The organism is Exiguobacterium sp. SH3S3 (assembly GCF_004337115.1).
Lineage (GTDB): Bacteria > Bacillota > Bacilli > Exiguobacteriales > Exiguobacteriaceae > Exiguobacterium > Exiguobacterium aurantiacum_A.
This window is the reverse complement of sequence record NZ_SJUU01000003.1, coordinates 221,724-237,121: the sequence shown is the minus strand read 5'-3', so window position 1 is coordinate 237,121 and position 15,398 is coordinate 221,724. Positions and strand designations below refer to the sequence as shown.

Annotated in this window: 16 protein-coding genes; 7 read left to right on the top strand and 9 right to left on the bottom strand. The window is 50.9% G+C overall.

Features of this window, described 5'->3' with window-relative positions; translation table 11 throughout:
• Positions 1-10: 10 nt before the first annotated feature.
• Entirely contained in the window at positions 11-424 is a 414-nt protein-coding gene (locus EVJ28_RS04550; protein WP_070328000.1) for a (deoxy)nucleoside triphosphate pyrophosphohydrolase, read from the bottom strand.
• A 242-nt stretch (positions 425-666) separates the two neighbouring features.
• Between EVJ28_RS04550 and mqo the strand changes: the two genes are divergently transcribed.
• Positions 667-2,166, top strand: coding sequence for a malate dehydrogenase (quinone) (gene mqo / locus EVJ28_RS04545; protein WP_131488115.1), 1,500 nt, complete (start codon positions 667-669; stop codon positions 2,164-2,166).
• A gap of 89 nt (positions 2,167-2,255) precedes the next feature.
• Here mqo and EVJ28_RS04540 read toward each other — a convergent pair whose 3' ends face one another.
• The 3 genes from EVJ28_RS04540 to adhP all read right to left on the bottom strand — a co-directional run bounded on the left by EVJ28_RS04540 (position 2,256) and on the right by adhP (position 4,512).
• The gene (locus EVJ28_RS04540) at positions 2,256-2,780 is read right to left on the bottom strand and encodes a CarD family transcriptional regulator (protein WP_016510581.1); all 525 of its coding nucleotides are present in this window, start codon (positions 2,778-2,780) and stop codon (positions 2,256-2,258) included.
• 104 nt (positions 2,781-2,884) lie between these two features.
• Complete coding sequence (locus EVJ28_RS04535) at positions 2,885-3,319, bottom strand: MarR family winged helix-turn-helix transcriptional regulator (protein WP_070328004.1); 435 nt, start codon at positions 3,317-3,319, stop codon at positions 2,885-2,887.
• A gap of 161 nt (positions 3,320-3,480) precedes the next feature.
• A complete protein-coding gene (gene adhP / locus EVJ28_RS04530) occupies positions 3,481-4,512 on the bottom strand; it encodes an alcohol dehydrogenase AdhP (protein WP_070328005.1) in 1,032 nt (343 codons plus the stop codon).
• 192 nt (positions 4,513-4,704) lie between these two features.
• Here adhP and EVJ28_RS04525 point away from each other — a divergent pair, with 192 nt between their 5' ends.
• Positions 4,705-5,448, top strand: coding sequence for a hypothetical protein (locus EVJ28_RS04525; protein ID WP_131457778.1), 744 nt, complete (start codon positions 4,705-4,707; stop codon positions 5,446-5,448).
• Positions 5,449-5,496: 48 nt separating this feature from the next.
• On the opposite strand, the gene EVJ28_RS04520 is transcribed toward EVJ28_RS04525, so the two are convergent.
• A complete protein-coding gene (locus EVJ28_RS04520; protein ID WP_131488113.1) occupies positions 5,497-7,281 on the bottom strand; it encodes an SLC13 family permease in 1,785 nt (594 codons plus the stop codon).
• Between the two features lie 190 nt (positions 7,282-7,471).
• On the opposite strand from EVJ28_RS04520, the gene EVJ28_RS04515 reads away from it, so the two are divergent.
• From EVJ28_RS04515 to EVJ28_RS04495, 4 genes are all read left to right on the top strand, one after another.
• On the top strand, positions 7,472-8,218 hold the full coding sequence (locus EVJ28_RS04515; RefSeq protein ID WP_131470485.1) for a methionine ABC transporter ATP-binding protein: 747 nt from the start codon (positions 7,472-7,474) through the stop codon (positions 8,216-8,218).
• A complete protein-coding gene (locus EVJ28_RS04510) occupies positions 8,211-8,873 on the top strand; it encodes a methionine ABC transporter permease (RefSeq protein ID WP_071398721.1) in 663 nt (220 codons plus the stop codon). The genes EVJ28_RS04515 and EVJ28_RS04510 overlap by 8 nt, the downstream gene beginning before the upstream one ends.
• Before the next feature lie 25 nt (positions 8,874-8,898).
• The gene (locus EVJ28_RS04505) at positions 8,899-9,714 is read left to right on the top strand and encodes a MetQ/NlpA family ABC transporter substrate-binding protein (RefSeq protein ID WP_131488111.1); all 816 of its coding nucleotides are present in this window, start codon (positions 8,899-8,901) and stop codon (positions 9,712-9,714) included.
• 172 nt (positions 9,715-9,886) lie between these two features.
• On the top strand, positions 9,887-10,288 hold the full coding sequence (locus EVJ28_RS04495; RefSeq protein ID WP_131488109.1) for a hypothetical protein: 402 nt from the start codon (positions 9,887-9,889) through the stop codon (positions 10,286-10,288).
• 36 nt (positions 10,289-10,324) lie between these two features.
• Here EVJ28_RS04495 and ahpF read toward each other — a convergent pair whose 3' ends face one another.
• Both ahpF and ahpC read right to left on the bottom strand, forming a co-directional pair.
• Entirely contained in the window at positions 10,325-11,848 is a 1,524-nt protein-coding gene (gene ahpF, locus EVJ28_RS04490; protein ID WP_131488107.1) for an alkyl hydroperoxide reductase subunit F, read from the bottom strand.
• Positions 11,849-11,860: 12 nt separating this feature from the next.
• The gene (gene ahpC / locus EVJ28_RS04485) at positions 11,861-12,424 is read right to left on the bottom strand and encodes an alkyl hydroperoxide reductase subunit C (protein ID WP_016510347.1); all 564 of its coding nucleotides are present in this window, start codon (positions 12,422-12,424) and stop codon (positions 11,861-11,863) included.
• 315 nt (positions 12,425-12,739) lie between these two features.
• Here ahpC and EVJ28_RS04480 point away from each other — a divergent pair, with 315 nt between their 5' ends.
• Positions 12,740-13,435: a BglII/BstYI family type II restriction endonuclease gene (locus tag EVJ28_RS04480; RefSeq protein WP_236634038.1), complete on the top strand. Its 696-nt coding sequence runs from the start codon at positions 12,740-12,742 to the stop codon at positions 13,433-13,435.
• A gap of 13 nt (positions 13,436-13,448) precedes the next feature.
• Here the strand turns inward: EVJ28_RS04480 and EVJ28_RS04475 are convergent, their stop codons facing one another.
• Both EVJ28_RS04475 and EVJ28_RS04470 read right to left on the bottom strand, forming a co-directional pair.
• A complete protein-coding gene (locus tag EVJ28_RS04475) occupies positions 13,449-13,895 on the bottom strand; it encodes a very short patch repair endonuclease (protein ID WP_131470469.1) in 447 nt (148 codons plus the stop codon).
• 55 nt (positions 13,896-13,950) lie between these two features.
• Positions 13,951-15,321, bottom strand: coding sequence for a Sau3AI family type II restriction endonuclease (locus EVJ28_RS04470; protein WP_131488105.1), 1,371 nt, complete (start codon positions 15,319-15,321; stop codon positions 13,951-13,953).
• Positions 15,322-15,398 lie beyond the last annotated feature (77 nt).

Here is a 15,398-nt window from a genome sequence, read left to right as displayed (position 1 = left end):
GACGTGTTTTTTACACGTTCTCGGCTTTCGTCGTTTGATTGATGACGTCATTTACGGCAGGGATATCTGCTGGCGCCCAGACGAGGGAATGTAAGTTTTCTCGTTTCAACCAGATCAAAGCGTCATGTTCCGTTGCAACCGGAGTGCCTGACTTCAATTCAGCACGCAGTGAAATTAATTGAATGATAAACGTCTCATATTCATGAACGTGTTCATTAATCACTTCATGTGCTGTGATTTCACAGTTTAACTCTTCAAGAATTTCTCGCTCAAGTGCTTCTTGTAGATTTTCACCAGCTTCGACTTTCCCACCAGGAAACTCCCACATATTTGAGATAAGCATATCGGTTGAGCGAAGTGCGCACAAAATCTCTTGGTTCTCATTTTCGATTACAGCTGCTACAACTTTTACTTTTTTTTTCATACTTCTGACCTCGCTCTGTTCGTTTAGTTGCCTTCATCATACCATTCGAAACAAAGTGTGACGTCGGCGATTTCCGAAGTGTAAACTCGATAAAAAGTTTCATCTCTATTTTCACTACTTAACCCTTATCTTTCATCACAAAAGCGTTATAATCAGTATAACGAGTACAAAGAAACGATCGGCGAATGGGGATTTACTGAGTCGTTTCATACACAAATTCAGGGGAGAAGGATGGGGTTTTCATGAGCAGTGTCCAGAAGAGAACAGACGTCATTTTGATTGGTGCGGGAATTATGAGCGCGACGCTCGGGTCGCTCTTTAAAGAGCTCGTACCGGAGTGGGAAGTCAAAGTGTTCGAGAAGCTCGCAAGCGCAGGGGAAGAAAGCTCGAACGAATGGAATAACGCAGGAACGGGGCATGCCGCCCTCTGCGAGTTGAACTATACGACCGAGAATTCGGACGGCACGCTCGACATCTCAAAAGCGATTAACGTCAACGAGCAGTTCCAAATCTCGCGCCAGTTTTGGGCGCATCTAGTGAACAAAGGATTGATTCAACAACCGGAAGACTTTATCCGCTCGATCCCACATATGAGCATGGTCCAAGGGGAGAAAGATATCCGCTTCTTGAAGAAACGTTTGGAAGCGCTAACAAATAATCCGTTGTTCGATGGTATGGTCTTATCGGACGATCCGGAGCAGTTGCGCGAATGGATGCCGATCGTCATGGAAGGTCGCACGATCGATGAGCCGATTGCTGCGACGAAAATTGACTCAGGGACGGACGTCAACTTTGGCGCGCTGACGCGGGTGCTGTTTGACCATTTGACGAATCATGATGTCGAGGTCAACTACAAGCATAGCGTCGAGGACGTGACACGGTTGCCAGACGGGCTATGGGAAGTGAAAGTGAAGGACATCGAGGCGAATACGACCGAGACGCATACGGCGCCGTTCCTCTTTATCGGCGGCGGTGGCGGCAGCTTGCCGCTGTTGCAAAAGACGGGTATCCCGGAGTCGAAGCATATCGGCGGATTCCCGGTGAGCGGGTTGTTCCTCGTCTGTAAAAACCGTGACGTCATCGAGCAGCACCACGCCAAAGTATACGGTAAGGCGAAAGTCGGCGCGCCGCCGATGTCGGTGCCGCATCTTGATACACGTTACATCGATGGACGGAAAGAGCTCTTGTTCGGACCGTTCGCCGGCTTTACGCCGAAGTTCTTGAAGACAGGCTCGAACCTCGACCTCATCCAATCGGTCAAACCGTACAACGTCGTGACGATGCTTGCGGCCGGGGCGAAAGAGATGCCGCTCACGAAATATTTGATCGAGCAAGTGCTCTTGTCGCACGACAAGCGGATGGACGAGCTCCGTGAGTTCATCCCGACCGCGAAAAACGAGGATTGGGAAATCGTCGCCGCTGGTCAGCGTGTGCAAGTCATCAAAGACACGCCAGCAGGCAAAGGCACGCTCCAATTCGGGACAGAAGTCGTCAGTGCGGAAGACGGTTCGGTCGCGGCGCTCCTCGGCGCGTCACCTGGTGCGTCGACAGCGGTCCACGTCATGTTGAAAGTGCTCGAGCAGTGCTTCCCTGAGCAGTTGCCGGAATGGGAGTCGAAGATCAAGCAAATGGTGCCATCGTACGGCGTCTCGCTCTCAGACCATCCTGAGCTGTTCAAGACGATCCACGAATCGACGGCAATGGCGCTCGGCTTGAAAGAAAAGGGTGTCGTGCACAATTGAATCGGTTGAAGCGAGAATGCGAAAATATTCTCGCTTTTTCTTTTGAATTTTTACATAAAAAAAAGACCGCTTCATATAGAAGGGTCCAATCAAGTGGCGGCAACAGGTTCAGCGCTCAAATAAGCGGCAATCTGTTGATCGATGACTTCTTCCGACAAATGAAGCGCGAGTGAAAGTTCTTTCACAAGAATCGTTTTAGCGTTTTCTAAAATCTTACGATCCTGTTCATATAACTTTTTGTTCAACGAGACTGCTTCGGTTTGTCTCCGAGCAAGCGTGTTGATGACTTGAGCGATATCGTGACGGTTGCCCGAATGAACGACATGCAAGAATTCGCGGTTCCGGTTATTCGGATGGGGATTCCATTCGACACCAGGAGAGCGGAACGATTCGAGGATCTCTTTTGCTTCTTTAGCTTCCAAGAGTGTCAACATCATGACTTTGTCACTATCGACCGGAATACTGATCTGTAGCTTCTGCGCGTTGTTGATTGGATGGAGCGTATAGTACGACTTCGTCTCACCTGCGACCGTCATATCGGAAATTTCGTCAATGCGACAAACTCCGTGGGTCGAATAGATGATTAAATCATCAATTTTGAACAAATCGATCACCTCTTCCTAATATCCATTATAGAGGTAATTGATGTAAATTGTCAACCCGGTTGACATTGAAGGCCGCACAGACGGAAAAAACCTCTTCTTATAATGAGAAGAGATCACAGTTTCCAGTCGGTTTGGAGCAACGTCTGCAATTGATTAAACGCATCGTCGCCGAGTGTCGTGGCAATTTTTTGTTCGAGATCGGCTTTTAGCGCCTCGTTTTGTTCATAACAGCGGATACCGAGGTCGGTCAGCTGAATGCATTTGTCTTTTCGGCTCGTCGGATGGTCGGTCACCGTGACGAGCTCTTTTGTCTTCAAGTTCTTGATCAGTTTATGGATCGCCTGGCGTGACACATGGACGTTCCGTGTCACTTCGGAGATGGTCGGATTCTTTCGGTAGATGCGGGCGAGGATGTACCATTCCGAGTTGGAGATGTAAATATCATGTTGTTCGTTCCATGCCCGTTCGCTAATGCGTCGGATTTGATCGTGGCGCTCACCGAGCAAATCCAAAAGGTGCGTTGGCGTAAGTTGTTCGTATGGAGTCAAATTGGTCACTCCTATTCTGTTTTGTCGTTCCTAACTATACAAAAGCGGATAGGGCGCGTCAATGCGCTAGTATCTCAATTTCAACTGAACAGATGATCATGTCATACGATGACCCGGTTTAGACGCCAGTAAAAAAAACGAGACCAAATGGCCTCGTTTTTTTACTGGCATTCTTTATTTTTGAAATCGATGACCATTCGTCCTTGAATTTTACCTTGTTCCATCTCTTCGAAAATATCTTGTACTTCGTGGAGGCAACGTTTCTGGACGACCGGTACGACCTTTCCTTCGGCCCCGAATTGGAAAGCCTCTTCTAAGTCTTTACGTGTACCGACGAGTGATCCGACGACTTCGATGCCATCGAGGACGAGACGTGGGATATTCAAATCCATTGTTTCAGACGGAAGTCCGACCGCGACAACTTTTCCACACGCTCTTACAGCGTCGACCGCAGAGTTGAAGGCTACTTTTGAAACGGCCGTGACGACCGCAGCATGTGCGCCCCCGAGTTGCTCTTGGATGATTTTGTCCGCAGCGCCCTCTGTCACTGGATTGATGATCATATCGGCGCCGCTGTCTTTAGCGAGTTTGAGTTTGTCGTCATTGATGTCGACTGCGACGACGTACGCATTGAACACGTGTTTGGCGTACTGAATTGCCAGGTTACCAAGACCACCGCATCCATAGATAACAACGATTTGACCTGGCTTCACGTCAGCCACTTTAATGGCTTTATACGTCGTGACACCGGCACACGTGATACTCGAAGCTTGTGCCGGATCGAGTCCGTCTGGTACTTTGACAGTGAAATCGGCCATTACGATACTTTGCTCGGCCATCCCGCCATCAACGCTATATCCAGCGTTTTGTACGTGGCGGCAGAACGTTTCGCGTCCGGTCGTACAGTACTCACAACGCCCGCAGGCATGATACATCCAGGCGATACTGACGCGGTCTCCGACTTTCAAACTCGTTACGTCGTCAGCAATTTTTGAAACGATCCCGATGCCTTCGTGTCCGAGTACGCGGCCTTGGACATCACCGAAATCTCCCGCGGCAACGTGTAGGTCCGTGTGACATACGCCACAATACTCGACGTCGACAAGCGCCTCTCCAGAATTTAGTGGGCGCAACTCCTTTTCAACCACTTCGATATTCGCTTTGTTAGATGAATTGACTACGACTGCTTTCACTTTATCCCACGCTCCCCATCCTAATTATAGGTAATTAAAGATATGTAATTACCAAACTGACAAGAAAAGAATAGCATAAAAAAGGGAATGAAAACGCTTAACTAAAGGAGAAATCTTGTCGCTTTCATGAACTTTTTTCACATAATGATTTTGGGGAACAGGATAAGACAGAACACGAAAGGAGGATGAATCGTGCCGACACGCACCGACCTGTTTCAAGCCTATAAACAGAAAATCATTGAGCTTCCTGATATGGACGAAACGACGTTGAAGAGCGAGATGTTCCTTCTCGAGGAAGACCCGAAGAAGCAATTGACCATTTATTATGCCCCGTTCGAATACATCAATCCGAATGCTAAAATCGTCATTGCTGGCATCACGCCGGGTCTCTATCAAATGCGACAGTCGTTCGAGGCGATCCGCGACTTGGCTGACGCCTCGGATGAAGCAGCGCTCCAGGCCGTCAAACAGCGCGGCAGCTTCTCAGGGCCGATTCGGAAGAACTTGGTGACGATGCTCGACGACTTGGACTTGCATCACCATCTCCAAATCGAATCGACGCTCGACTTGTTCGGTGAGGCGAACCATCTCGTGCAGAACACCGCTGTGTTGCCTTATCCGGTCTTCTATAAAGGCAAGAACTATAACGGTTCGAGTCCGGACATGTTAAGAACGGAGCTGTTCCGTTCATACGTCGAGGGAAGTTTCGCCGACGAGATGGCCGTCCTCGAAGATGCGCTCATTTTACCGATGGGTGTCAACGTGCGTCGGGCCGTCGAGACGCTCGTCGCTCGAGGACTCGTCGCACCAGAACGTGTCGTGAGCGGGTTTCCGCATCCGTCAGGCGGAAACGGACACCGACATCGTATCTTCGCTGAGAACCGTGACGCGATGCGGTCTCATATCGCCGACCATTTCAAGCGTCACCCGATTTGAGTGCACAAAAGGCAGAAAGCGCGATCGCGCTTTCTGCCTTTTCGAACGTTACATATATAGCACATAAATCATCATAACCGAGACAACAAGGAAGAGGAGGCTCATGACTCCTCCGGCCTTCATATAGTCCGCGTTGCGGTAACCACCCGGTCCCATGATGAAGGCGTTGACTTGATGGGTCGGTAAAATGAACGAGTTCGAAGCCGATACCGCGACAAGTAGCGCGAGACCGATCGGATCGATGTTGAACGTATCGGCCATCATCAGAACGAGCGGGACGAGCAAGACGGTCGCTGCCACGTTTGACATGAAGAGTGAGAAGAACATCGTGATGATCCCGATGATGAATAGAATTGCGAGCGTGCTCCACCCGCCAACGAGATTGACGATGGCATCCGCCGTATAAGCGGCAGCGCCACTTTTTTCAAAGGCTATACCGAGCGGGATGAGCCCGGCTAGTAAGAACACGGTCTTCCAGTCAATGGCTGGGTAAATCTCATCTTTCGGGATGACACCGAGTAAAATCATCAGCAGGGCTCCCGTAAAGAAGCTGAGCGACAGTGGAAAACCGAGAAAGACGAGACCGAGGGCGACGATGATTGAAAACAAGGCTGGCTTTTTCTTGTTTTGCTGCGGCGCGAGTTCGGGTGCTTTCACATCGCTTAAAATCGCGACTTCGCGACCGTTCCGCAAATTGATCAAATCTTTCCAGCTGCCGTAGACGACGAGTTGCATGCCGGCTTCGAACGGGACGTTTTCCAGTTTTGTCTGCGTACCGTCGCTTCCGACGATGGCAAGCGGCTCAAGTCGGAAATTTTTTCTGAAGCCAATATCGCGGAGCGTCTTCCCGATGAACGGCGACGTCGGCGGGATGATGATCTCAGCGAACCCGCTCTCGTCTTCATTTTCAAGCGAAGCGAAGTATTCAAGTTCAGATTTGATGGTCAGTTCATAATCGGCCGCGAAGCGACTGATCGCCTCGTCCGTTCCGAGGATGGCGAGCGTCTGCCCGATGGCGAGGCGAGTCTTGCGCCAAGGGCCATAGACGTGGCTCTCACCTTCGCGAAGTGCGAGAATGTTGATCCCATACGTCGACCAAATATCGAGTTGTTCAATCGTTTGTCCGGCAAGGCGAGCGTTGACGTCGAGCTCATGGATGTCGGTCGTCAATTGATGCGTTTCTTCCATGAAAGAAGCACTCGTCGTCTGCGTTTCCCCGGACGCTTTCGGCAAGACGAGGCCGCCCGCGAAGTAGAAGTAGAGGATGCCGGTCGCGAGCAAAACGAGACCGATTGGTGTGACAGCGAACAAGTTTAAAGCGTCAAACCCGGACTCGGTCAACAAGTCGTTCAAGATGATGAGCGGACCCGAAGCGACCATCGTCAACGTTCCTCCGAGAATGGCGGCAAACCCCATCGGCATGATCAGCTTGGAAGCCGGGATGTTGGCATTTTTACTGATCCGCTTCAAGGCCGGTAAAAATAAGGCGGCCGCGCCGATGTTTTGCATGAACGCCGAGATGAGTCCTACGGTTGTCGATGTCGTTGCCATGACGTTCTTTTCTTTGACCCCGACTCGTTTCGTGATAAATTCTGCGACGACGGTCATGATGCCGGAACGTTCGACCCCGTAACCGATCAACATAACCCCGATGACAGAAATGACAGCGTTTGACGCGAATCCAGAAAATGCCTCATTAGCCGTGATGACCCCGGTCCATGGCAAGATGACCATGATCAAGACGGCGACGAGGTCGGTCCGGAGTTTATCGGTGACGAATAAGACGATCGCTAGCGCCAAGACAGCGAAGGTCAATAGTATTTCGGTAGTCATTCACATACCCCCTGTGGTATTTATTAATTTTATTATAAGTGTCTAGAAGGCTTAAAGTGAAGTAAAACGTACTTCAAGCTCAAACCGAACCATTCTGATGAGCCGCCTCAACTGACAATTGCTCTTTAGTTCGCTAAAATGAAGAACGGTTATCATCCACTTTTCCAGTATGAAAGAAAGGGGACGGTCTATGATCACGTTAACGAATGTAAGCAAACAGTTTGGTCGTGACGAGGCGGTCCGCGACGTCTCGCTCCAGATTGAACGAGGCGAGATGTATGGCATCATCGGTGCGAGCGGTGCCGGCAAGTCGACGCTGCTGCGCCTGATGAACTTGCTCGAGACGCCTGACGCAGGGACGGTCACGGTCGATGGGAACGAACTGACGAGTCTATCGAGCCGGCAACTCCGCGAACAGCGACACGTCATCGGGATGATTTTTCAACAGTTCAACCTCGTCGGCAACAAGACGGTATATGACAACGTGGTCGCCCCGCTCAAACTGGCCGGGCGACCAAAAGCGAAGCATGAGGAACGGGTGCTCGAATGCCTCCGCTTCGTAGGACTCGAGTCGTTTAAGGACAAGTACCCGGCCCAGCTGAGCGGTGGGCAAAAGCAACGCGTCGCCATCGCCCGGGCGCTCGCGAACGAACCGCACGTCTTGTTGTGTGACGAGCCGACTTCGTCGCTCGACCCGAACACGACGGCCGAGATCCTCGGCGTGCTGAAGTCGATCAACGAGGCGCTCGGTGTCACGATCGTCATCGTCACCCACGAGATGGACGTCATCAAGCAAGTGTGTGACCGCGTGACCGTCATGGCGGATGGATCGGTGTATGAGACGCTCGGTCTCGTCCCGCGTGGTGTCCCGGAAATCGACAATAATCCGGCCTGGTTCGTCAACGAGTTGCGAAAGGCGGGTGAGCCGGATGCCTGACGTGCTCGTTCAATATCAGACCGAGATTTGGCGCTCGATCGGTGAGACGTTCATCATGGTCGGCGTCTCGATCCTCGCCGCCGTCCTCGTCGGCTTACCGCTCGGGACGTGGCTCTACTTGTCCCGGAAAGGGCAGTTGCTCGAGAATCGGGCCGTCTTCTCGGTGCTCAACTTGGTCGTCAACATCGTCCGCTCGTTCCCGTTCCTGCTCCTCGTCGTGTTTTTGATTCCATTTACGCGGCTCATCATCGGAACGGCGCTTGGGACGGCGGCAGCGACCGTGCCACTCGCGATCATCGCCATCGCCCACTACTCTCGTCTCGTCGAACAGTCGCTCCTAGACGTCCCGCGCGGCGTCGTCGAGGCGGCCGTATCGATGGGGGCGTCGATCAAAGACGTCATCTTCAAATTCTTATACGTCGAGGCCCGGTCCGGACTCGTCCTCGGGCTGACGACGTCGATCATCAGCTTTATCTCGTACTCGACCATCATGGGGGTGGTCGGGGGCGGCGGCATCGGCGACTTCGCCATCCGCTACGGCTATCAACAGTTCAAGACGGAGCTTATGCTGTATATGATCTTCATCATGCTCGTCTTCGTCCAGCTGATCCAGTTCACCGGTACGACGGTGGCCCGGGTCATCGACAAACGCTAATCACCTACAGAAAGAAGGAAAATCAATGAAAAAATTAATGGCACTCTTCGCCTCACTCACCCTCGTCCTCGCGGCGTGTGGAACTGACAACGAAACAACGACGGAAGCACCGACGAACGAGCCGCAGACGCTCAAAGTCGCCTCGCTCATCCCGCCGATGACCGACATGCTCGAGATCGCGAAAGACCAGCTCGCGGAAGACAACATCGAACTCGAAATCGTCGTCCTCGGCGATAACGTGCAACCGAACACGGCGCTCGCGGCGAAAGAAGTCGATGCGAACTTCTTCCAGCACGTCCCGTACATGGAAGAGTTCAACCGCAGCAATGACGCCAACCTCGTCCCGATCGAACCGATCTATTTCGCCAACTACGGCGTCTACTCGAAAGAGTACGACAACATCGACGACATCCCAGAAGGCGCGACGATCGCGATCGCGAACGACGTCTCGAACATCGACCGCTCACTCTCGCTCCTCGCGCAACACGACGTGATCAAACTCGGAGAGAAGAATGGCTCGTATTACACGCAAGCGGACATTACGGATAACCCGAAAAACCTTAAGTTTGAAGAAGTCGACCTTCTCATGCTCGCGCGTGCCTATGACGACGTCGACGCGGTCCTCATGACGCCGGCGTACGCGGCACCGCTCAACCTTACACCGAAGAGCGACGCGCTCTTGACGGAAGGGGTCGAGAACGACTTCGCCATCACGCTCATCGCCCGTGAAGACAACAAGGACGATGAAGCGATCCAGAAACTCGGTGAAGCGCTCACGAGCGACGAAGTCCGTGCGTTCTTAGAAGAGAATTACGACGAAACGGCGATCCCGGCGTTTTAACGAAAAAAATGAGCCCATGCGGCTCATTTTTTTTTAGAATTCTTCGTATTCTCTCGGGTCTTGGTTGTCGATGCGGCCATCCGGTTTCGTCAACGCATTGATGGTCTCTATCCGTCTAGAAAGCAGTTGCTTCATTTCCTGTTTTTGGGATAATTAGAATGAGGTGATCAGGATGAAATGGTGGTGGGCAATTGGTTTGGCAGTGGCGGTGACGTTACTTTACGTGAATGACGCTTGGTACGGGGGTGCGGCGACATTTGGTGTGCCGATCGGTTGGATGATTTCAATATTGATTTTAGTTAAGCTCACGTATCCGAGACGTAAAGTATGGTCCGCATTTGTGAGTGTGTTTTTAGTCGGCACTACAATCGTACTTTCGATTCCGACTTACTCGGTCGCTGCCGCGGAACAAGAACTGACCACAACGCATGGGAGTGTCACTTATACGGAAAGTGTGCGAACGAACGGGGACGATTGGAATCCGTTCACCCCAACTGTCGCTTATGTGTTTGAAACGGAAACGGGGGAGTCGATCCTGTTCATCCCGGACACTGGGAAGTCGTTTGAACTATAAAAAAAACTCGTCCCCACATGGAGGACGAGTTTGTCGTTAGTTGCGAATCATGTAGTCGAAAGCACCGAGTGCGGCTGTCGCACCAGAGCCCATCGAGATGATGATCTGTTTGTAGGCACTGTTCGTGCAGTCGCCTGCCGCGAACACGCCTGAGATGTTCGTCGAACCATGATGGTCGACGATAACCTCTCCGAAGTTGTTGCGTTCAACCGTATCGAGCCAGTCCGTGTTCGGGACGAGGCCGATCTGGACGAAGACGCCTTCAAGTTCGACGTGATGCGTTTCGTTCGTCTCACGAGACATGTACGAGATCCCGTTCACTTTGTCCGTACCTGTGATTTCAGTCGTCTGGGCGTTCGTGACGACGGTCACGTTCGGGAGACTGTGAAGACGGTTTTGAAGTACTTGGTCGGCCTTCAGTTCAGATGCGAACTCGAGTACCGTGACGTGCTTGACGATGCCGGCGAGGTCGATTGCCGCCTCGACGCCAGAGTTACCGCCGCCGATGACCGCGACACGCTTGCCTTCGAAGAGTGGACCGTCACAGTGTGGGCAGTAGGCGACACCTTTGTTTTTAAACTCGGCTTCGCCTGGGACGTTGACGTTGCGCCAGCGTGCCCCTGTCGACAAGATGACACTCTTACTCTTCAGGATCGCGCCGTTTTCAAGTTCGACTTCGACGAGGTCTTTCTTCTCAAGGCGCTTCGCGCGTTGAAGATTCATGACGTCGACGCCATATGCTTTCACGTGTTCCTCTAAGCTCGCGACGAGTTTTGGACCTTCCGTGTACGACGTGCCGATGAAGTTCTCGATGCCCATCGTGTCCATCACTTGACCACCGAAGCGTTCAGCGACGATGCCGGTACGAATGCCTTTACGAGCCGCGTAAACGGCCGCACTTGCACCAGCCGGACCGCCACCGATGACGAGGACGTCATACGCCTCTTTGTCTTCGAACGCCGAAGCGTCAGGACCTGTGCCGAGTTTCGCCAAGATCTCTTCAAGCGACATCCGTCCGTTACCGAACGCTTCTCCGTTCAAGAAGACGGTCGGGACGGCCATGATTTCTTTCGCTTCGACTTCTGCCTTGAACGCGCCGCCGTCGATCATCGTGTGTGAGATGTTCGGGTTGAGCACGCTCATGACGTTAAGTGCTTGGACGACGTCCGGACAGTTATGGCAGCTGAGGCTGATGTACGACTCGAAGTGGTACGTGCCTTGGATGTTTTGGATCTGCTTGATCGCATCTGCGTCGACTTTCGGCGCCCGGCCGCTCACTTGGAGCAACGCGAGGACGAGTGACGTGAACTCATGACCGAGCGGGATTCCGGCGAAGACGATGCCCGTCTCTTCAGACGGACGGTTCACGCTGAAGCTCGGTGTGCGTTCGAGCGTGACGTTTTCGACGGAGATACGTGACGACATGCTTGCGAGCTCGTTGACGAGTTCGAGCATCTCGGTTGAGACCGCGTCATCACCAGCGCTCACACGGAGGACGACGTCGCCCTCCATGAGCTGCAAGTATTGGTCTAATTGTTGTTTAATATCTGCTTCTAACATGAAATCCGCTCCTTACAACTTGCCAACGAGATCGAGGCTTGGACGAAGTGTCGCTGAGCCTTCTTCCCATTTTGCTGGGCAAACTTCGCCTGGGTTGTTGCGGACGTATTGTGCTGCTTTGACTTTGTTGACGAGCGTGCTCGCGTCACGGCCGATGCCGCCAGCGTTGATTTCAACAGTTTGGATGACGCCGTCTGGGTCGATGATGAACGTACCGCGGTCAGCAAGGCCATCTTCTTCGTTCAAGACGTCAAAGTTGCGTGAGATCGTGTGTGACGGGTCGCCGATCATGATGTATTCGATCTTGCCGATTTTCTCTGACGTTTCGTGCCAAGCTTTGTGCGTGAAGTGTGTGTCTGTAGATACTGAGTAGACTTCGACGCCGAGGTCTTTCAATGTCGCGTATTCGTTTTGAAGGTCTTCAAGTTCAGTCGGGCAGACGAATGTGAAGTCAGCCGGGTAGAAGCAAACGACGCTCCATTGACCTTTAAGGTTGTTGTCTGATACTTCGAGGAATTCACCTGTTTGGAACGCTTGTGCTGTGAATGGTAAGATTTCTTTGCCGATTAATGACATGGGGTATGTCCTCCTTGGGTTTTTACTCTAGCGGAATTGTATCTCTACTAGAATAATTATAATGTAATACTAATTTCATATAACCAGACGGAATTGTCAAGACGTATGCATGCTGCCTAAAAGGTTGATTCATCAACGTTAAATGGATAAAAGGCTTGATAAAGGCAAAGAAAGCGATTACAAATCAAATGTGCTTTTGTTTTCAATCATGTATCCTGATAAAGTTATTAGCAGGGTCGAGAGTTCGATTTGAATGAAGAGAAGCATGTCATTCTCGCCATGAGGCATGTCATTATCAATTACTAACAGAGAAGAGTGAATAAATTGAAATATAGAATCCATTCACATCGATTTGGAGAAACCATTCTAAAAAATGATGCGGCATTCACGGAAATCTGGTCAGAAATTCATGACATCATCCAGTCGATAAGTGATGATGCAATCATCAAGAAATTCGAGGAGAAGTACGCGAGCAAGAACAAAAGTCTATCCAAGGCCTTGAATGAGCTGTTCAAATCAGAGTTTTTAAAAAGGGGATGGGCGAGTGAGAGTCCGATATTTCAAGACCGTGACTATTCCGAGAATGTGTGGCGCCTCGATTTTGCCAAAGACAATATTTCGCTAGAGGTCGGATTCAACCATTCGGGTACGATTGCCTGGAATCTGTTGAAACCGGTCATTGCAAGCGAACTGAACCATGTAGAAAAAGCGATCCAAACAAGGGTTGGCGTGATCATCTGCGCGACCCAACGACTTCAGCGTGCAGGGAACTTCGACAACGCCATCGGGACGTTTGAGAAGTACGTCCACCATTTGAAGCCGTTGAACACGCAACTAACCGTACCAATCGTCATCATCGGACTCGAGGCGCCTGAGACGTTTAGGATTGCTGAGTATTTGAACGAAAATGGCGAAAAAAGAGGCCGCGTAGAGGAATTCTACACGAACCAGATTGTCGATGATGCGATAGAGACCTATGATGAACCATTGTTTGACGAGGATTTAGACTGATGCGTTTGAAGCATCAACCACTTGGTCTATGTCGATTGTTTTTGGCCATATCGACGAAATGAGTGATGGTGTAGATCACGTGATCAAAATCTTCATTGACCTGGTGCTCCCAAAACCGGAGGATGATCCAACCTTCTTCTACATAATGTCGTGTGACGTCAGCATCTCGCTCGATATTACGTCCAATCTTTTGGCGCCAGAACTCGGCGTTCGTCTTCGGTAGTTTGAAGTGAAGGGGACAGCCATGCCAGTAGCAGGAGTCCAGAAAAATCACGACATGAAGCCCGGGGAACGAGATGTCGGGTGTCCCATATAGCTTCCGGTTGTTCTTTCGATAACGATATCCGGCCGCCCATAAAGCCTTCCGGACTTTCACTTCCATCTTCGTGTCTTTCCCGCGATTCCCGCTCATCGTTTTAAAGACGGCCGGACTCGACGCCCTTGGTACATTTCTGGCCATGCCCTTCACCTCCCTCTAATAAGAAGATTCCACTTGAGGGAAGGAGGTACTCATGTTAAGCGTCTAGAATCTGTTGGATATAATTTTTATCCAACCAAAACGATTGCTTCGTGATCCATTGACCGTCCGGGAGTCGAACTTTATCTTTTCCATTGAGAGCTTTTGAGCGGACGTGTGCCACACGATTGAATTTTGGACCGGGAAGGTTGTTTTTAACTCGCTTACCTGTAGGGGTCAGTTTCACTCCAGTGTGAACAATGTGTTTAGCCTCTAGCCACATTGACTTCAATTCACCATCGACCGTGTCGAGCGGCATGTTCCAAAGGCGTATCCCTTCGAAACGAGGGATACGTTTTTGTTTGGGCACATATTCCTCATCATATCGGAAGACGAGGAAGAGGTATTTCTGTTCGGCGAACGTGTCGTATAGGTCGGATTCTTCCCATTCGTCTCGAGATAAATCGTCGAAACCGACTTTTCCGAATGACATGTGTTCCCGAATCTTGCCGTCCGATTCTCGAGCAATTGTCTTGAACTTGATGTTAGCCTTTGCGAACTCCTCGATGCTAGATAAATCTGTCTTGCGAACCCCTAAGAGTTTTGCCATGACTCGCGGAATCATCGCTTTGTTGCCCGGGTTATATGGGATACCCGTCTCTTCGCACAGTTCGGGTATCGTCTTCCCGTAATGAGGGGAGAGTTTTGCCTCGAGTAGTTGTTCGAGGGACATCTCTTTCAACTCCCCGTGCGAGGCAATCGATTCCATCAGCTCTGGGGTCAAGTACTTGCGGACGAGTCCCGACATATAAGAGGGTTTGAGAGAAAAGGCGCGCGGTTTTGCGGGTTGCTCTGAGAATGGCTGGCTGCGGACAACAGAGCCGTTCGCTCCCTTCGTGCAAGCAGACAAGTACATCGTATCGGCCTCGGAAATCAAGTGGGCCTCCCCACGTCTGATTTTTGCGACAATCGTCTCCCAATCTTGACGCATCACATCTAAATCTTCTTCGGAGAACTCGTTCAAGAACGCCTTATAGATGCGATAGTCGTCGATGGGGATGTCCGGCTCATATTGATAAAGCATGATGAGCATGCTCGTGGCTTTTGATAAGAAGCTCGATGTCTCGAATGAATATCCGTGCTCGTTATGATAGTCGATCATGTTCAAAACAAGCCGTTCTTTTGATGAATATGTACCGTTCTTATTTTTCTTGAAAGGTGTGACCTTCAACTCGATGCCGAGCTCCTCGAAGTCAGGTCGTGCATCCGAGTTGATTGGGTATCCGAAGTGGCTCTCCTCGATGATATGTCCGAGGGCGCCTTTCGACCGAACGTTCTTGATGCGTCCGGTCGTGTCGATTTCGCCGAAAGTCTTCCCCTCAGCCTCTCTCGCTTTATCCATAAGCTCTTGTATCGTTTCGTAGCGCAAAAAAAGACCTCCTGAAATTTACATTTATAACCATTATAGCGTATCGGTTGATCGATTTCACTGTTCGTGATACACTA